The sequence below is a fragment of the Streptomyces sp. C1-1 genome (genome assembly GCF_050214755.1).
Taxonomy (GTDB): domain Bacteria; phylum Actinomycetota; class Actinomycetes; order Streptomycetales; family Streptomycetaceae; genus Streptomyces.
The window spans coordinates 2,779,600-2,796,769 of record NZ_CP189826.1 but is presented as its reverse complement, the minus strand read 5'-3'; the positions used below and the strand labels follow the sequence as shown (position 1 = coordinate 2,796,769).

14 protein-coding genes and 2 pseudogenes are annotated in these 17,170 nt (G+C 71.4%); 7 read left to right on the top strand and 9 right to left on the bottom strand.

The annotated features are described in order from the left end of the window. Nucleotides 1-38: 38 nt before the first annotated feature. From ACQF4J_RS12740 to ACQF4J_RS12730, 3 genes are read left to right on the top strand one after another with little or no spacing between them, the layout of a single operon-like run. A complete protein-coding gene (locus ACQF4J_RS12740) occupies nucleotides 39-1,376 on the top strand; it encodes a ferredoxin reductase family protein (protein WP_351563139.1) in 1,338 nt (445 codons plus the stop codon). Nucleotides 1,377-1,395: 19 nt separating this feature from the next. After that, nucleotides 1,396-1,797 (top strand): FMN-binding protein, encoded by a 402-nt coding sequence (locus ACQF4J_RS12735; protein WP_351563141.1) that lies wholly within the window; start codon nucleotides 1,396-1,398, stop codon nucleotides 1,795-1,797. A gap of 25 nt (nucleotides 1,798-1,822) precedes the next feature. After that, nucleotides 1,823-2,530 (top strand): FAD:protein FMN transferase, encoded by a 708-nt coding sequence (locus ACQF4J_RS12730; RefSeq protein WP_351563275.1) that lies wholly within the window; start codon nucleotides 1,823-1,825, stop codon nucleotides 2,528-2,530. Nucleotides 2,531-2,607: 77 nt separating this feature from the next. On the opposite strand, the gene ACQF4J_RS12725 is transcribed toward ACQF4J_RS12730, so the two are convergent. Beyond that, nucleotides 2,608-4,641: an ArnT family glycosyltransferase gene (locus tag ACQF4J_RS12725; RefSeq protein WP_351799493.1), complete on the bottom strand. Its 2,034-nt coding sequence runs from the start codon at nucleotides 4,639-4,641 to the stop codon at nucleotides 2,608-2,610. Nucleotides 4,642-4,875: 234 nt separating this feature from the next. Here ACQF4J_RS12725 and ACQF4J_RS12720 point away from each other — a divergent pair, with 234 nt between their 5' ends. Genes ACQF4J_RS12720 through ACQF4J_RS12710 form a run of 3 tightly spaced genes read left to right on the top strand, consistent with a single transcriptional unit; the run spans nucleotide 4,876 to nucleotide 7,378 of the window. Then, nucleotides 4,876-6,006, top strand: coding sequence for an ABC transporter ATP-binding protein (locus ACQF4J_RS12720; protein WP_351799496.1), 1,131 nt, complete (start codon nucleotides 4,876-4,878; stop codon nucleotides 6,004-6,006). After that, nucleotides 6,003-6,713: an ABC transporter permease gene (locus ACQF4J_RS12715; protein ID WP_427165645.1), complete on the top strand. Its 711-nt coding sequence runs from the start codon at nucleotides 6,003-6,005 to the stop codon at nucleotides 6,711-6,713. The genes ACQF4J_RS12720 and ACQF4J_RS12715 overlap by 4 nt, the downstream gene beginning before the upstream one ends. Then, complete coding sequence (locus ACQF4J_RS12710) at nucleotides 6,710-7,378, top strand: ABC transporter permease (protein WP_351563149.1); 669 nt, start codon at nucleotides 6,710-6,712, stop codon at nucleotides 7,376-7,378. Before ACQF4J_RS12715 ends, ACQF4J_RS12710 begins: the two co-directional genes overlap by 4 nt. A gap of 39 nt (nucleotides 7,379-7,417) precedes the next feature. Here ACQF4J_RS12710 and ACQF4J_RS12705 read toward each other — a convergent pair whose 3' ends face one another. The 4 genes from ACQF4J_RS12705 to ACQF4J_RS12690 are packed head-to-tail and all read right to left on the bottom strand — an operon-like array spanning nucleotide 7,418 to nucleotide 11,676. Beyond that, nucleotides 7,418-8,020 (bottom strand): GTP-binding protein, encoded by a 603-nt coding sequence (locus ACQF4J_RS12705; protein ID WP_351563151.1) that lies wholly within the window; start codon nucleotides 8,018-8,020, stop codon nucleotides 7,418-7,420. Next, nucleotides 8,007-8,426: a DUF742 domain-containing protein gene (locus ACQF4J_RS12700; protein WP_351799501.1), complete on the bottom strand. Its 420-nt coding sequence runs from the start codon at nucleotides 8,424-8,426 to the stop codon at nucleotides 8,007-8,009. The genes ACQF4J_RS12705 and ACQF4J_RS12700 overlap by 14 nt, the downstream gene beginning before the upstream one ends. A 59-nt stretch (nucleotides 8,427-8,485) precedes the next feature. After that, nucleotides 8,486-8,965, bottom strand: coding sequence for a roadblock/LC7 domain-containing protein (locus tag ACQF4J_RS12695; protein ID WP_058922384.1), 480 nt, complete (start codon nucleotides 8,963-8,965; stop codon nucleotides 8,486-8,488). After that, nucleotides 8,962-11,676 (bottom strand): ATP-binding protein, encoded by a 2,715-nt coding sequence (locus ACQF4J_RS12690; protein WP_351799504.1) that lies wholly within the window; start codon nucleotides 11,674-11,676, stop codon nucleotides 8,962-8,964. Before ACQF4J_RS12690 ends, ACQF4J_RS12695 begins: the two co-directional genes overlap by 4 nt. Nucleotides 11,677-12,034: 358 nt before the next feature. Between ACQF4J_RS12690 and ACQF4J_RS12685 the strand changes: the two genes are divergently transcribed. Further along, nucleotides 12,035-12,997, top strand: a complete 963-nt coding sequence (locus tag ACQF4J_RS12685) for an ABC transporter substrate-binding protein (protein WP_351563156.1) — start codon at nucleotides 12,035-12,037, stop codon at nucleotides 12,995-12,997. Between the two features lie 46 nt (nucleotides 12,998-13,043). Here ACQF4J_RS12685 and ACQF4J_RS12680 read toward each other — a convergent pair whose 3' ends face one another. The 4 genes and pseudogenes from ACQF4J_RS12680 to ACQF4J_RS12665 form a co-directional block, all read right to left on the bottom strand. Next, complete coding sequence (locus ACQF4J_RS12680; RefSeq protein WP_351563158.1) at nucleotides 13,044-14,450, bottom strand: glycoside hydrolase family 43 protein; 1,407 nt, start codon at nucleotides 14,448-14,450, stop codon at nucleotides 13,044-13,046. A 132-nt stretch (nucleotides 14,451-14,582) separates the two neighbouring features. After that, a complete protein-coding gene (locus tag ACQF4J_RS12675) occupies nucleotides 14,583-15,554 on the bottom strand; it encodes an ROK family protein (RefSeq protein WP_351563160.1) in 972 nt (323 codons plus the stop codon). After that, nucleotides 15,551-16,285 (bottom strand): annotated as a pseudogene (locus ACQF4J_RS12670) (ABC transporter ATP-binding protein); the annotation flags it as partial. The pseudogene ACQF4J_RS12670 and the gene ACQF4J_RS12675, both read right to left, overlap by 4 nt. Nucleotides 16,286-16,393: 108 nt before the next feature. Further along, a pseudogene (locus ACQF4J_RS12665) lies at nucleotides 16,394-17,140 on the bottom strand (ABC transporter ATP-binding protein); the annotation flags it as partial. Nucleotides 17,141-17,170: the final 30 nt, after the last annotated feature.

Sequence of the window (17,170 nt, the reverse complement as noted above, 5' to 3'; positions counted from 1 at the left end):
CGGGTCGTCCGGATCACCGATCAAGGAGCTGCCGTCCCGTGACGACCGTCCAATCACCCCCTGCGCCCCCCACGGCGATACGCCCCAGGGTGGTGGCCCGCACGGGCCTGTACGCCGTGCTGGCCGCGAACGCGGCCGTGGTCGCCTACTTCTTCGCCCGGGCGGGCTTCGCCTCCAACGCCCTGATCGTCATCGGCCGCCTCGCCGGCCTCTACGGCGCCCTGATCATGGCCTTCCAGCTGGTGCTGGTGGCCCGGCTGCCCTGGCTGGACCGCCGTATCGGCATGGACCGGCTGACCGCCTGGCACCGCTGGACCGGCTTCGCCCTGCTGTGGACGCTCCTCGCGCACGCCGTCTTCATCTCCTTCGGATACGCCGACGGAGCCGGTGTCGGCCCGGTCACCGAGCTCGTCGACCTCGCCGAGACCACCGAGGGCGTCCTGCGCGCGATCGTCGCCCTCGGCATCCTCCTCGCGGTCGGCGCGGTCTCCGCGCGCTACGCACGCCGCCGACTCGCCTACGAGACCTGGCACTTCATCCACCTGTACACCTACGTCGCCGTGGTCCTCGCCTTCACCCACCAGGTCGCCGTCGGTACGACGTTCACCTCGTCGCCGGCCGCGAAGACGTACTGGTACGGCGTGTGGGCCGTGGCGCTGGGCGCGGTGGCCCTCGGCCGCCTGGTGCTGCCGCTGTGGCGCAACACCCGCCACCAATTCCGGGTGTCGGCGGTCGTCCCCGAGTCCGACAACGTCGTGTCGATCCACATCACCGGCAAGGACCTCGACAAACTGCCCGCCCGGGCCGGCCAGTTCTTCCTGTGGCGCTTCCTCACCCGCGACCGCTGGTGGCAGGCCAACCCCTTCTCCCTCTCCGCCGCCCCCGACGGCCGCACCCTGCGCCTGACCGCCAAGGCGGCCGGCGCGGGCAGCGCCGCCCTGCGCCACCTGAAGGTCGGCACGCGCGTCTTCGCCGAGGGCCCCTACGGCGCCTTCACCACCCTGCACCGCACGAGGACCGAGTCCCTGCTCGTCGCGGGCGGCGTCGGCGTCACCCCCATCCGGGCCATCCTGGAGGACATCGAGGGCCACGCCGTCGTCGTCTACCGCGTCGCCTCGGACCGCGACGCCGTCCTCCACGACGAGCTGCGCGACCTCGCGCTCGCCAAGGGCGCCGAACTGCACCTGGTGACCGGGCCGCCGGTCCCCGACAAGCTGGCGCCGCGCGAACTGGCGCGGCTGGTGCCGGACATCGCCGAGCGGGACGTCTTCCTGTGCGGGCCGCCGCCCATGATGAACGCGGTGCTGCGCACCCTGGACGACCTGGGCGTGCCCAAGCGGCAGGTCCACTTCGAGCGCTTCAGCCTGGCCGGCTGAGGAAGACGGGAAAGACATCGTGAAGCGAGCCATACCTGTCGTCGTCCTGAGCATCGCGGGCCTGGTCCCGGTCTGGCGCTACGAGCCGTCGGCCGGCGCCACGGCCTCCACCGCCGCCCCGGCCACGACACCGTCCGCGTCCGCATCCCCGGGCACCTCGTCGGGAACCGTCGTCAGGGGGACGACGATCCGGACGGACAAGGGTCCCGTACAGGTCCAGGTCACCTTCGACGGCGACCGGATCACCGCCGTGAGCATGCTCCGGCAGCCGAACCACCCGCAGACGACGGCCGCCGTGCCGAAGCTGGTCGCGGAGACGTTGAAGGCGCAGAGCGCGGACATCGACACGGTGTCCGGCGCGACGATCACCAGCACGGCCTACAAGAAGTCCCTGCAGGCGGCGATCGACGTGAAAGGCTGATCCGGTGCGCCGGGTCGAACACGTCATGGGCTTTCCGGTCTCGCTGCGGGTGGACGACGAGGACGTACCCGAGCGGGCCGCGGACGCGGTCTTCGCGTGGCTGCGCGAGGTCGACGCCCGGTTCAGCCCCTACCGGCCGGACAGCGAGGTGTGCCGCTACGACCGCGGTGAGCTGGAGCGGCACGAGCTCAGCGACGACCTCGTCGAGGTCCTCGACCTGTGCGAGCACTACCGCCGCGCGACCGGCGGCGCGTTCGACGTACGGCTGCCGGGGCGGGGGCTCGACCCCAACGCGGTGGTCAAGGGCTGGTCCGTGCAGCGGGCCGCCGACCTGCTGCGGGCGGCCGGGGCACGGCGGTTCGTGCTGAACGCCGGCGGCGACGTGGTCGCCGCCGGCGGGCCCTGGCGGGTGGGGGTACGGCACCCCGAACACGCCGACAAGCTGTGCGCGGTGCTGGAGCTGACCGACGGCGCCGTCGCCACCTCCGCCCGCTACGAGCGCGGCGACCACATCGTCGACGGCCGCACCGGACGCCCGGCGACCGGACTGCTGAGCCTGACGGTCATCGCCTCCTCGCTCACCGAGGCGGACGCGGTGGCCACGGCCGCCTTCGCGATGGGCGCCGAGGGCATCGGCTGGGCCGCGTCGCTGCCGGGGTGCGAGGTGTTCGCCGTGGACGCCGACGGCCAGGTGCTGCGCACGGAGGGCTTGCCGGTCGCCCGGGAGGCCTAGGCGCCCGGATGAGCCGAAGGGCGGGCCGCCGGCAGGGGAGTCCGGCGGCCCGCCCGCTCACGGGGCGGGGGAGAGGGTCAGCCGACGTCGGAGGCGTCCAGGCGGTACAGGCCGCTGTAGGCGCTCACGGCCGTGCCGTGCTTCTTGACCCAGGTGGAGATCTCGGAGTCGGTGCCCTGGCCGCCGCCCTGGCCGCTGACGACGATGTAGTGCAGCTTGCCGGACTTCACGAGGCTCTTGAGCTTCGCGAGCGTCATCGCGTTGTCACTGCCCGACCAGCCGCCCATGGAGATCACGGGCTGACCGGACTCCAGGATGATCGAGGACGCGGTCTGGTCGGTGGCCACCGCGACCAGCCAGGTGGCGCCGTCCTGGTGCTTCTCGAGGTACGTGATCATCGCGGAGCTCACCTCGCCGCCCATGCCCGCGGTCCGCGACCCGCTGCCGCTCCCGGTGCTCGCCGTACCGGACGGAGGCTGCCCCATGGACTGCCCACCGCTCGTGCCCGATCCGCTCATGCCCGATCCGCTCGGTGCGCTGCCGCTCAGCTTGCCGCTGCCGCCGGGGCCGCCGCCCATGCCGCCACCGGTGCTGGGGCCGGCCGTCGGGTTGGTGCCGTTGGTGGTCGCGGTCGCCGCCGAGACCGAGTACGCGGCCGGACCGGCGAGCAGGGCCACGACCGCCGCGAGCGAGGAGAGGCCGATCAGCCTGTGCCGCCTCGTGAACCGTCCGGCCACCAGTCCGAGCACCGCGACCGCGCCGGCGAGAGCGACCACGACCTCGGCGACCGTGTACACCGTGCCGGAACCGGAGACCCGCCGGAGCAGGACGACCGCCCAGACCGCGCTGACGGCGACCGCACCCGGCAGCACCCAGCCCCACTTGGCCACCGGCCTCTCCTTGAAGGCGTCGTACAGCATGACCCCGCCCGCACCCGCCAGCGCCGCGATGCCGGGGGCCATGGCGGTGACGTAGTAGGGGTGGAAGGTGCCCTCGGCGAGGGAGAAGGTCAGGTAGTGCAGGACGAACCAGCCGCCCCACAGCATCAGCGCGGCCCGCCCGACGTCCGTGCGCGGTGCCCGGCCGCGCAAGCCCAGACCGCCGACGAGGGCGATCGCCGCGAAGGGGATCAGCCAGGAGATCTGGCCGCCCATGATGTCGTTGAACATCCGGTAGATGCCCGAACTGCCGCCGAAGCTCGCACCGTTGCCCTGCGAGCCCACCGACGAGCTCGCCCCGAAGATCCGGCCGAAGCCGTTGTAGCCGATGACCAGGTCCCAGACGGTGTTGTCGGTCGAGCCGCCGATGTACGGCCGGTCGGAGGCCGGGATCAGATCGACGATCACCATCCACCAGGCGCTGGAGACGACCAGCGCCACCGTGGCCACGGCGAGGTTGCGGATCCGCCTGACCGGCGAGGCGTTCGCGGCCCACAGGTAGACCAGGAAGAACACGGGCAGGACGACGTACGCCTGCATCATCTTCGTGTTGAACGCGAAGCCGATGGCGACCGCGGACCACACCAGCGGCATCGGCCGGCCGGTGCGCACGGCCTTCAGCAGGGCCGCCGCGCCGAGCAGCATCAGGAAGACGAGGACCGGGTCCGGGTTGGTGTCCCGGTCGATGGCGACCGTGATCGGGGTGAGCGTCAGCGTCAGCGCGGCGATCGTGCCCGCCACCACCCCGAAGTCCCGCTTGACCAAGCGGTACAGCAGGGCCACGGAACCGCTGCCCACCGCCACCATGGGCAGCGCCAACTGCCAGGTGCCGTAACCGAACACGCGCGCCGACAGACCCATCACCCACAGCGCGAACGGCGGTTTGTCGACGGTGATGAAACTGCCGGAGTCCAACGCGCCGAAGAAGAAAGCCTTCCAGCTCTTCGTCCCGGAGTAGACGGCCGCGTTGTAGAAGGTGTTGCCGGTGACGGAGGAGAGGTTCCAGGCGTACAGGGCCGTGGCCAGGACCAGGACCGCCCACAGGGCGGGGCGGGCCCAGCGCGGGTCCTCGGGGGCGCCGGTGAACAGCCTTCTCATCCGGGAGGCGGGCGGGGCCGCGGCCCGGTGCCTGCCCTCCTGGGCGGGCGCGGGAGGCGGGGCGAGGGTCGTCATGACACGTACTCCAGGTGGGTGTTCGCCCCAACGGGCAGCTCGACGAGGGTGGTTCGCACGGCAACGATCGGCGGCCCGGCTGTGCGATCCCTGAGGGGGTGCTGAGCGGAGCGTGAGAATCAGAGAACTCACAAGTCGGCCACAGCGAACCGGCCATGATCCCGCAGAAGTGGCGAAACAATAGGGGTCTAGACTCGGCCTCCAACGGTCCAGACCCGAAGGGTATTCGGCGTTTTGATACGAATAGATTCAGTCACCAAGCGCTACCCGGACGGAACGGTGGCGGTCGACAACCTGTCGCTGGAAATACCCGATCGTGCGATCACGGTGTTCGTCGGACCGTCGGGCTGCGGCAAGACGACCACGCTGCGGATGATCAACCGGATGATCGAGCCGAGCTCGGGCACGATCACCATCGACGGCAAGGACATCACCAAGCAGCCGGTGAACACGCTGCGCCGGTCCATGGGTTACGTCATCCAGAACGCCGGTCTCTTCCAGCACCGCACGATCGTCGACAACATCGCCACCGTGCCCCGGCTGCTCGGCTGGGACAAGGCCAGGGCGCGGGCCCGGGCACGAGAGCTGATGGAGCGGGTCGGGCTCGACGGCTCCCTCGCCAAGCGCTACCCCTACCAGCTCTCCGGCGGCCAGCAGCAGCGCGTCGGCGTCGCGCGGGCACTCGCCGCGGACCCGCCGGTGCTGCTGATGGACGAGCCGTTCTCGGCCGTCGACCCGGTGGTGCGCAAGGGGTTGCAGGACGAACTGCTGCGCCTCCAGGACGAGTTGGGCAAGACCATCGTCTTCGTCACCCATGACATCGACGAGGCCGTCAAGATCGGCACCATGGTCGCGGTGATGCGCACCGGCGGCCACCTCGCCCAGTTCGCGCCGCCCGCCGAACTGCTGTCCGACCCCGCCGACGCCTTCGTCGAGGACTTCCTCGGCGCCGACCGAGGCATCAGGCGGCTGTCCTTCTTCTCCTCCGCCGGCCTCGACCTGCTGACCGCCCCGGTCGTCGCGGTCGACGCCACCGCCGAGCAGATCGCCGCGCGCGTCTCGAAGGACGTGCCCTACCTCCTCGTCACCGACGTGGCCGGCCTGCCCCTCGGATGGAGCGAGCCCGACCGGCTGACCGCCGGCGCCGTCGACACGGCCCGCCTGCTGCCGTACGGGCGGCCCTTCGTGCACGGCAAGGAGTCCCTGCGCGCCGCCCTCGACGGCGCCGTGCTGTCGCCGACCGGCTGGGCGGTCGCGGTGGACGCCGACGGCCGGGTCACCGGCGTGGTGTCCCAGCAGGCCATCGGCGAGGCCATCCGCACCGCGCACGCCGAGGACCGGAGCGGCGAGAAGGTCGCCGGATGAGCGGCGGACTGTTCGACATACCGAGCGACCTGCAGAACACCTACTGGGGCCTGGTCGGGGTGCATCTGCGCGAGGCGCTGGTCCCGGTCCTCGTCGGACTGGTGGTGGCGCTGCCCATCGCCCAACTCTGCGTGCGGCTGCGCTGGTTGTACCCGCCGGTGCTGTGGGTGACGACCGTCCTCTACGCCATCCCGTCACTCGCCTTCTTCGTCGTGCTGATCGACTACACCGGACAGACCGAGACGACCGTGATGATCCCGCTGGGCGTCTACAGCCTGGTGGTGTTCGTCCCGGCGATCGTCGACGGTGTGCGGTCGGTGCCGCAGGAGACGCTCGACGCGGCCACCGCGATGGGCCTCGGTCCCGTACGCCGGTACTTCCAGGTCCAGCTGCCCATCGCCGCGCCCGCGATCATCGCGGGTCTGCGGATCGCGACGGTCTCCAGCGTCTCCCTCGTCTCCGTCGGCATGCTGATCGGCAACCAGGGCGCGCTGGGCAACCTGCTCCACGACGGCCAGATCTACAACCAGCCCCGGCTGATCTGGCTGTCCGTCATCGGCACGGCCGTCCTCGCCGTCGTCGCCGACGCGCTGCTGGTCCTCGTCCGCATCCTGGTGACGCCGTGGATGCCGCGCGGCGGCCGCGCGTCCCGCCCCGTGGACGAGCCCGAACCCCTCACGGCCGCCCTGGAGGACGCCGCCCGATGAACGTCCTTCACCTCATCAACGCCTTCTTCAGCGACGGCGCCCACTGGCACGGCTACGACGGCATCCCCACCCGGCTGCGCGAGCACCTCCAGTACACGCTGATCGCCCTGGCCATCGCCGCCGCCATCGGCCTGCCGATCGGCCTGCTCACCGGCCACACCGGACGCGGGGGCAACGCCCTCGCCCTCGTCGCCACCGCGGGCCGCGCGCTGCCCAGCTTCGGCCTGCTGGTGCTGATGTTCGTGCTGCTCGGACTCGGCCTGACCCCGGTGATGATCCCGCTGGTCGTCCTCGCCGTCCCCCCGATCCTGGTCACCACCTACGAGGCGGTGCGCTCCGCCGACCCGTCTCCGGTGGACGCGGCCCGGGGCATGGGCATGTCGGAGTCACGCGTCCTGTTCCAGGTCGAACTCCCGGTCGCGCTCCCGCTGATCCTCAGCGGCCTGCGCTCGGCGGCCATCCAGATCGTCTCCACGGCGACGATCGCCGCGTATGTGTCGCTCGGCGGCCTCGGCCGGTACATCGTGGACGGTCTCTACCAGCTCAACTACCAGAAGGTGGTGGGCGGCGCGACCTTGGTGGCCGTCCTGGCGCTGGTCACGCTGGGGTTCTTCTGGCTGGTGGCGCGGCTGACCGTGTCGCCGGGGGTACGACGCGGCAACTGACGTGCGAGGCCCGGGAACCGGCGTTCCCGGGCCGGTCGGTCAGCCCTCCGTGCGCGCCAGCGCCAGCTCCAGTACGACGAGCAGCGCGTCGCGCACCGAGCCGCGCTCGCGGGCGTCGAACACCAGCACCGGAACGCGCTCGGCGACGTCGAGCGCCCAGCGCACCTCCTCCAGGGTGTGCTCGACCTTGCCGTCGAAGGCGTTGACGGCGACCGCGAACGGGATCTGCCGGTGCTCGAAGTAGTCGACGGCGGCGTAGCAGTCGTCGAGGCGGCGGGTGTCGACGATGACGAGGCCGCCGACGGCGCCCTCGACGATGTCGTCCCACATGAAGCCGAACCGCTCCTGGCCGGGCGTGCCGAACAGGTACAGCTTCAGGGTCGGGTCGATGGTGATGCAGCCGAAGTCCATCGCCACGGTGGTGGTGGTCTTGCTCGGGGTGTGGCTGAGGTCGTCCACGCCCGCCGCGACCTCCGTGATGGCGGCCTCGGTGGTCAGCGGCTCGATCTCGGAGATGGAGCCCACGGCGGTGGTCTTGCCCACGCCGAAGCCGCCCGCGATCACCATCTTGACCGGCAGCGGCGGTCGTACGGCGGCCACCGGGGCGGTCGCGACGCGGGCGGCCGGTTCAGTCGGAGTCACGGAGTACCCCTCGGGAGTCGGGGATGGCACGCAGGGCGTCGATGACCCTGCGCAGGACGGTGGCGTCGTGGATGACGCCGGTGTCGGGGACGTGCACCACCAGGAGCCCGGCGGCGCGCAGGTCCTCGGCGAGGACCCGTACGACGTTCAGGTGCAGCCTGAGCCGGGCCGCGAGTTCCGCGACGGACTGCGGCTGTCGGCAGGCGGCGACGATGTCGTACTGCTCGAAGGTGAGGTCGTCGAGTTCGGCGAGACCCTCGGCGGTGGCCACCACCTGGGTCTCCACCGGTACCGGCCGGCCGGACGCGGTGGGCGCGACCCGGCCGGCGGTGACCAGGAACGGCCGTACGGCAGGGGCGGGACCGACCGGTTCCGGGCCGTCCGGCGGTGGGGAGCCGTCCGGCATGGGGTGTCTTCTTCCTCCTCGACCGCGCCCTCGGCCGAGGGCTTCGCTACGGCGACCGGTCAGCGCGCGGACGCGGCGCCGACGCTGTTCTTGAGCTGGAGCACGAGCTGGGGACTGAGCGCGCTGCCGGCCCGGTTGGCGAACAGCGTCATCTCGTAGGCGATGTTGCCGAGTTTGGCCTCCTTGTCGGTGACGACGCCGAGGACGGCGCCGCTGCCGATGGCGGAGACCAGGACATGGCCGCCCTCGAGGTCGATGATCACCTTGTTGAGGCCGCCCAGGCCGTAGTTGCCGGAGGCGCCGGCGGCCAGGGACGTGATGCCGGAGACGATCGCGGCCAGCCGCTCGGAGTCGGCGTGCTCGCGCAGCTCGGACACGGCGATGAGCAGCCCGTCGGACGACACCGCGATGGCGTCGACGACACCCGCGGTCTCGGTCGCGAAACGGTTGAGCAGCCACGTGAAGTCGGCTGCGGCGGCCTGCAGTTCGGCCGGCGTGGTGGCTCCCGCGGGAGGAGTGTCACCTGTCGACGTACTCACTGCTCGGCTCCTTCCGGGAGGTGGTTCTGGTGGTGCGGGTCGGTGGTCGGACGCGGGGCGGATCCGCCGGTGCGGTCGTCGTCGTCCGAGGTGAGGCTGTCGCGGTTGGCGCGTTCCACGGCCGCCTCGAACTCGTCGAGGGCGTCCCGGACTGCGGCCGCGTCGGCGGGGCGGGCGGGTTGCCGGGCCGCGTACTGGGCGGCGGCGTCGACCGTCGTGCGCAGGGTGGCACCGCGGACCCGGCGGCGCAGGGGACGGGGGGAGTCGTCGGCCGAGCGGTCGGACAGCGCTGTCTCGTCCGGCCTGACCTCGAAAGACGATACCGCCCGGCCGCCCTCGCCCGGGCGGGCGGGGGCCTCGTCGTCGGGTCGGGCGTGCACCACACCGGCCTCCGCTTCCCCACGGGCCCGCGGCACGAAGGACTTCTCCTCGTCCTGCCCCGTGGCCGCGGCGGGTGCGGGGTCCGTGGGGTCCGGGTCCCGGCGGGGGACTCGGCGGGGGAGGGGGCCGGGGTGGCCGTCTCGTGTGGTGTTGTCCCGGGTGACGGCCGCGCGGCGCGGGCCGGCGGCGGTGCCCGGAAGCGGCGGTTCGGCGAACCCGGGCGAGGCGTCCGGGGCTTCGGCGACCGCCGTGCGGGCGGCCGTCTCCGTCGCCGTCACGGAACCCGCGCCTCTGTCGACGGCTGCCGGTGTCTTCGCCGTACCCACGGAGGCGGCCCCCACCGGGCTCATCGCCAGCAGCAGCGAGGGCGGCACCGACACCTCGGCCGTCACACCGCCGCCCGGCGTCCGGGACAGGGCGACGCCGATGCCCCAGCGGCGGGCCAGCGTGCCGACCACGAACAGGCCGAGGACCTTCGTCGGCACCACGTCCAGCCGCTCACGGCGGATGAGGCGGGCGTTCTCCTCGGCGAGCCGGTCGGCGCCCATGCCCAGGCCGTGGTCGGCGACCACGATCGTCGCGCCGCCCGCGGCCTCCGCCGCGGAGGTGTCACGGACGTACACCTCGACCGGACTGCCGGCGGGCGAGAACGCCACCGCGTTCTCCAGGAGTTCGGCCACCATCAGGGTGAGGTCGCCGATGATGTCGGGCTCCACCATGACCTCGGTGCGCGCGTGCAGCTGCACCCGCCGGAAGCCCTCGATCTGACCGAGCGCCGCGCGTACGACGTTGGTCAGCGCCGTCGGCCCGGAGTCCAGGACGGTCTCCCGGATACCGGCCAGCAGCATCAGACTGTCCGCGTTGCGCCGCAGACGTACGGCGATGTGGTCGATGGAGTAGAGGCGTTCGAGGAGCGCCGGGTCGGTCTCGCCGCGTTCCACCGCGTCGATCAACGACAGCTGACGTGCCGTCAGGTTGCTGACGCGGCGTCCGACGTTGCCGAACATCTCGGCCACGTTGCGCCTGCTGAGCACCTGCCGTTCGAGGAGCGCGATCGCAGTGGTCTGCACCCGGTTGAACACCTCGGCCAGCTCACCGATCTCGTCGTCCGCGGTGACCGGCATCTCGCGAAGCTTCGGCGGGCTGTCGTCCTCGTCGTCGTCGGCGACCCGGGCCAGTTCGCGGCCGGCGACCTCGGCGACCTCCTGCGCGGCACCGGTGAGGGCCTGCACGGGCCGTACCACGGAGCGGCGCACGATGATGGAGAAGACGATCCACAGGGCGAAGCCGAGCAGACCGATGCTCAGCAGCAGACCGGCACGCCAGGCGGCGTCGCTGCGGGCGGCGTCGGCGCGGTCGGCGATCTGGTCGATGAGCGAAGAGGTGATCTCCAGCCGGGCCGCCGCCTGCCGTGGATAGGCGGGGTAGTCGCCCAGGGCGTCGCGGAACGCCGTCCTGATCTCGGCCGGGGAACCGGCCTGCAACGTGCTGGGGGCGACCTGGAGTTCGGCGTACGCCTCGGCGATGTCCCGCTGGGCGTCGGTGTGCTCCATGCCCGACAGCTCGTCGGCCTGCTCCGGGGTGGCGAACCGGGTGAAGCGCTCGACCTGGTTGTTGTAGAGCTCGTAGGCGCCGACGGCGGTGGTGAACTCGATCTGGGCGTTCGTGTCACCGGTCGTCGCGGAGAACACGCCGGTCTCGAAGGAGCCGTGCGCGGCGTCGGCCCGCAGCAGGGAGTCGAGCAGGTTGCCGGTGAAGGTGGCCGCGAGCTCGGAGTTGCGGTCCAGTCCGAGACCGCCGATCACGGTCCTGGCGGCGTTGTTGTAGGCGGGGTCGATGTTGCTGGCGGGCAGATAGCTCTGCTCGACCGTCCCGCGCAGGCTGGTGAGGCCCTCGACCTCCTTCAGCGCCTGCGCCTCGCCGTCCGGCAGCCCGTCGCCGAAGGCCTCACGCACCTTCACGATCTGCGCGTCGACCTTGTCCTGCGCCTTGCGGTAGCCGGCGAGCGTGGACTCGACACCCCCGCCACCGGCCTCGTAGCGCACGGACAGCAGGATGGCGAGCTGGTGCTCGCTCTCCAGGTCGTTGACCAGCCCGGCCACCTGCTCGCTGTTGCGCACCAGGTCGGCCGCCGACGCCGCGTCCGTCGCCTGGCCCACCTGGTCGGCGATGAGGTAGGAGAGCAGGACGGCCACGACGGCCAGCGGGATGCCGACGAGCAGATTGAGCTTCCGCCTGAACGGCCACCGGTCGGCGAAGTGCCTCAGACGACCGCGCCTGAGCCGCGGCGGAGCCGACCGGGGCGGCGCGTCCACCTCGTTCGTGGACACCGAGCCTCCTTACAGGGGAATCCTCGGCCGCGCGAGACACGCATGACCGATTCCGATCGATGCTGGATCGTGAAATATGGTGCGGATGACACCGCAGCGGCCCCCGTAAACCGCTGTGAGCGACGCCAACTTCGGTGAGACTACCGCCTCTTCGAACGATCAAGGGCGTCGCCCTACGTCAAGAATCCGTTACAAAGCGCCTCCGATTCCGCTCGCATCCGTTCACCTCGCCTTCACAAGGGATCACTCATTGAGGCCAATTGGTGACCGGGCCGCTCTTGACTGAGTGAGAACAGGCTGGATTGGATCAGTTGCAGCGCTTGCTCCTCATCAATCCCCCGAGTCCGGAACGGGAATCGTGACTTCCAACGCCCCACGCAGCAGGTCCATCAGGAGCTACCCCGCGGCGGCCGTCGCGCTCGCCGCGACCACGGCCCTGCTGGCGGGATGTGGCTCCTCCACCGACGACAAGTCCTCCAATCCCCTCGACGGGGGCAAGTCCGACGGCAAGACGGTCGTCGTCGGCTCCAACAACTTCGCCGAGAGCATCCTGATCGCCGACATCTACGGCGAGGCCCTCAAGGCCAAGGGTGTCAAGGTCACGTACAAGCCGAACATCGGCAGCCGCGAGACCACCTACGGCCTGCTGAAGAACGGCTCCATCACCGTGCTGCCGGAGTACAACGGCGCACTGCTGGCCTACCTCGACCCGAAGGCCACGCCGAAGACGGTGGAGGCCACCACGGCGGCCATCGAGGCGAAGCTGGACTCCAAGCTGACGCTGCTCGACCCGGCCGCGGCGCAGGACAAGGACTCGGTGACGGTCAACAAGGCCACCGCCGACAAGTACAAGCTGACCTCCGAGTCCTCCATCGCGGACCTCAAGGCCGTCGCGAAGGACCTCACCATCGGAGCCTCGCCGGAGTTCCAGACGCGGCAGCAGGGCCTGGTGGGCCTGAAGTCCGTGTACGGCGTGGAGTTCAAGTCCTTCAAGGCGCTGGACGCGGGCGGCCAGCTGACCCTGGCGGCGCTGAAGAAGAACACCGTGCAGGCGGCGGACATCTTCACCACGGACCCGAACATCACCAAGGAGAAGTTCGTGGTCCTGCAGGACCCGAAGAACCTGTTCGGGTTCGAGAACGTGCAGCCGCTCGTATACAAGAGCGGTCTGTCGTCGGCCGGCGTCTCCGCCCTGAACGCGGTCTCGGCCAAGCTCGACACCAAGACCCTGCTGGACCTGGACTCCCAGGTCCAGCTCGAGAACAAGGACCCGCTGGACGTCGCCAAGACGTGGCTGAAGTCGGCGGGCCTGGCCTCCTGATCCGTGCGGTGTGGGTGCCCTCCTCGGCGGAGGGCACCCGTGTCGCTCAGTACCCGACGCGGAAGGTCGCGTCCTGCTGGTCGGTGCTGCTGGAGATCGGGTCGATGCGCAGGACGAAGTCGGAGTGCCGGATGTAGCGGGTCGGGTAGTTGTACGACCGGAACGACGACCAGGACGAGTCGGCGAGGCCCGCCGTCCGGTAGAACGTGGCGTCACCGGCGAACGTCGACGTGCCGTCGTTGACGTCCAGCCGAAGCTGGTAGTCGTAGTGCCGCAGGTAGCGCGTCGGGTAGTTGACGGACTGGAACGAGACCCCGGACGAGTCGGCGAGGCCCGGCACCAGTTTCCACAGCGAGTCGGTGTACGGGTCGAAGGCGTAGGCGTCGATCCGCCCGACGTAGTCCGCGTGGCGGACGTAGCGGGCCGGGTAGTTGTAGGACTTGAGCCGGTTCCAGGCGGGGGTGCCCCACTTGGCTACCAGGTTGGCGTACTCGGTCGCGGTGATCGGCTGGATGCCGCAGTGCTTGGAGTTGAGCGGCTGGGTGTACACCTTCTGGTCGAGGGCGGTCCAGGTGCCGGCGGCCAGGCTGCTGGTCTGCCAGGCGTAGAAGACGCCGTTGGGCGACCAGGTGTCGCCCCACAGGTACCAGGTCGAGCCGGACGTCAGTGACTTGACGAGGGTGGGTGCCTCGGTGCCGCCGTGCGAGACGGCGGTGCTGAACTCGGTGAAGCTGCCCGGGTCCAGCGAGGTGGACTTCGCGCCGACCAGTGTCGAGTTCTTCTTGAAGTAGAGGTAGTTGACGCCGTTCACGCCGACGGCCAGATCGCCGTCGATGACGTCGTAGCCGGGGTCGAAGAAGACCTGCGGGGCGCCTGCGGTCACGAAGTCGCTCGTGTAGTTGATCATGATCACGTTGTGGCCGCTGGAGTTCACGGCCGAGTAGATCACGCCGTACTGACCCCGCCCCGCGTCCCAGAAGGCCTCGGGCGCCCAGCTGTGGGTGTTCATGTCGTGCAGCTTCATCCGCCGGTAGCCGGTGAAGGTGCGCAGGTCGGTGGAGTCCCAGACGTGGATGTACTGGCTGACGTAGGTCCAGTCGGTGCCCTTGAGGTCGGTGGCGAGCACCACGAACGTGCCGTCCTGCTTGCGCAGGATGAACGGGTCGCGCAGTCCGGTGGAGCCCGCGGTCGGGGTGGCGACCGGGGCGTTCTGGTTCAGCGGGGTCCACTCCAGGCCGTCGGTGCTGACGGCCAGATGCAGGCCGTAGTCGGCGGCGAGCATGTCCGGGGACTCGGTGAAGTAGCACATGACGTACGCCGAGTCGGTGGCCGCCCGGGCGGTCCCGGCGCCGAGCGCGAGCGCGCCGGTCGCCGCCAGCGGGACGGTGGCGGCCATGCCGAGGAAGTGGCGCCGGGAGGGGTGGGGGAGAGGGTGCGACGGTCTGGCGTTCATGTGCGCTCCAGTGCGTGCGGGAAGGGCGTGCGAAGGTGTGAGCGGGTGGCGTGGGGGGTGGCCAACTGACGGTATTTCGAACGTAGTTCGGTAAACCGATCAGAAGGTAGGGATGTGACGCCTGCGCGTCAATCACACGGTCGCGCTTGGCTGGTTCTCGTCGTTCACCTTGTCCTCGGCTGTGCGGTGACTGTGTGGATCGAGCTCCGCCCGGACCCGTACCGCAGCCCCGACCGCCACCGCGTCGCCGCCGAGCCGCGCCGGCAGCACCCGCACCGGGCGCCCGCTGACGGGAGGCTCGGCGGCCAGGGTCCGCCGGACCGCGGACTCCAGCAGGGCCCAGGACCGGCTGACACCCCCGCCGATCACGAACGTGGTCACGTCCAGCAGACCCGCCGCGATCAGGACGGCCCGCGCCACGCCGGCGCCCGCCGCCTCGTACACGGCGAGCGCGTCCGGATCGCCCCGCCCCGCCGACTCGGCCATGTCCCGGGCGGTCGCCGTCCGGCCGGTGCGCTCGCCGTAACGGGCGGCGATCGACCGGCCCGACGCCAGGGTCTCCAGGTGGCCGCGCCCCCCGCAGGTGCACGGCAGATCGCCGAAGCCGGGCACGTGCCCGATCTCGCCGGCCGCCCCGTGCGGCCCCTCGTGCAGCGCGCCGTCCAGCCACAGCGCCCCGCCCACACCGGTGCCCAGTGTCATCCCGAACACGTCGGCCTCGCCGGCCACCGCACCGGCGGCCGTCTCGCCGCGCAGGAAGGCGTTCACGTCGTTGTCGAGGAACGCCGGTACGCCCAGCGCCCGTTCGACCTCCGCCGTCACCTCGTACCCGGCCCAGTCGCGAAACGAGTCGCTCGCCACCAGAATCCGCCCGGCCCGCGCGTCCACCACCCCGGCCGCCCCGACCCCGACCCCGAGCAGCCGCGCGGTGGTACGGTCCCGCAGACGTCGTACGGCATCCAGCGCGGCGCCGACCATCGCCGCTCCGCCCCGCGCCGCCGGTGTCGTCACCTCCAGCCGGTCGATGACACCCAAGTCGCTTCCGCAGAGCACCACTTGGGTGCTCGTACCGCCGATGTCCACGCCCGCCACGACGTCCCTCACGCGTGGACCTCCGCCCGCCGCCGCCGTTGCACCACCGGATCCGGCACGGGAACGGCCGCGATGAGCCGCCGGGTGTACTCGCTCCGCGGACGCAGCAGCGTGGACATGGTGGGCCCCTGTTCCTCGATCCGTCCCGCCCGCATGACGACGACCCGCCGGGCGAACTCCTGCACCACGGCCAGGTCGTGGGAGACGAGGAGACACGCGAAGCCCAGCTCGCGCTGCAGCTCGGCGATGACTTCGAGCACCGTGCGCTGCACCCCCACGTCCAGCGCGCTCGTCGGCTCGTCCGCGACCAGCAGCCGGGGCCGCAGGACCAGGGCGCGGGCCAGGCTCACCCGCTGCCGCTGACCGCCGGACAGTTCGCGCGGCCCGCGCGCCGCGGCCCCGGCGGGCAGTCGCACGAGTTCCAGAGCCTCGGCCACCCGCCGGCGCCGCTCGGCCGCGGACATGTCCCGGCGGTGCGTCCGCAGTGGCTCCGCGACGCACTCGGCCACACTCATCCGCGCGTCCAGCGAGGCCACCGGATCCTGGAGAACCAGGCCCACCCGGGACAGCAGGGCCCGCCGCTTCCGTCCCCGGGAACGCCCCAGGTCGGCGCCGAAGAGCGACACGGACCCGGAGTCCGCCGGGACCAGCCCCAGGGCGGCCCGGGCCGCCGTCGACTTGCCGGAACCGGACTCGCCGACGAGCCCGACCGTCTCTCCGGCACGCACCTCGAAGGTCACCTCGTCCAGGGCCCGCACGGCCCGCGGCCCCCGCCCGAACCGCACCGAGACATCCCGGAGCTGCACCACCGGAGCCTCCTCCACGGGAGGAGGGTCCTCACCGGTGAACGTCAACCGCGGCACGGCCGACAGCAGTTGCCGGGTGTACTCGTGCGCCGGCCGCAGCAGCACCTCCTCCACCGGCCCGGTCTCCACGATCTCGCCCCGCAGCATCACGGCGACCCGGTCGGCGAAGTCGGCGACCACACCCATGTTGTGGGTGACCAGGAGCACGCCGGTACCCGATTCGGCGGCCAACTCCCGCAGCAGGTCCAGGATCTCGGCCTGCACCGTGACGTCCAGCGCGGTCGTCGGCTCGTCCGCGATCAGCAGCCCCGGCGAGTTGGCGATCGCCATCGCGATGACCACGCGCTGCCGCTGCCCGCCCGACAGCTGGAACGGGAACGCCGACGCCCGCCGCTCCGGCTCCGGGATGCCGACCCTGCGCAGCAGCTCGACCGCCTCGCGGGCGGCCTCCGCGCGGGAGACGGCGCGGTGGTTGCGTACGACCTCCGCTATCTGCGCGCCGACCCGGGTCAGCGGATCGAGCGCGCTGGCCGGCTCCTGGAAGACCATCGAGGCGGTACGGCCGCGCAGCCGGGCTAGTTCGGCCTCGCGGGCCCCGACGACCTCCGTACCGGCCACGCACACCCGTCCCGAGACGCGGGCGGTCGACGGCAGCAGGCCCATCGCCGCCAGGGCGACCGTGGACTTCCCCGACCCGGACTCGCCGACCAGCGCGAGCGTCTCGCCGGGATGCACGTGCAGTGATATGTCACATACCGCGGGCACGTCACCCGCCTCCGTGGCGAACGTGACCCCGAGCCCCTCGATGTCCAGCACCTTCTT

Excerpts from the sequence above, each read along its gene's own strand:
- ACQF4J_RS12730 (WP_351563275.1), top strand. The coding sequence starts at position 1,823 with ATGGGCTTTCCGGTCTCGCTGCGGGTGGACGACGAGGACGTACCCGAG.
- ACQF4J_RS12725 (WP_351799493.1), bottom strand. The coding sequence starts at position 4,641 with ATGACGACCCTCGCCCCGCCTCCCGCGCCCGCCCAGGAGGGCAGGCAC.
- ACQF4J_RS12715 (WP_427165645.1), top strand. The coding sequence starts at position 6,003 with ATGAGCGGCGGACTGTTCGACATACCGAGCGACCTGCAGAACACCTAC.
- ACQF4J_RS12710 (WP_351563149.1), top strand. The coding sequence starts at position 6,710 with ATGAACGTCCTTCACCTCATCAACGCCTTCTTCAGCGACGGCGCCCAC.
- ACQF4J_RS12700 (WP_351799501.1), bottom strand. The coding sequence starts at position 8,426 with ATGCCGGACGGCTCCCCACCGCCGGACGGCCCGGAACCGGTCGGTCCC.
- ACQF4J_RS12680 (WP_351563158.1), bottom strand. The coding sequence starts at position 14,450 with ATGAACGCCAGACCGTCGCACCCTCTCCCCCACCCCTCCCGGCGCCAC.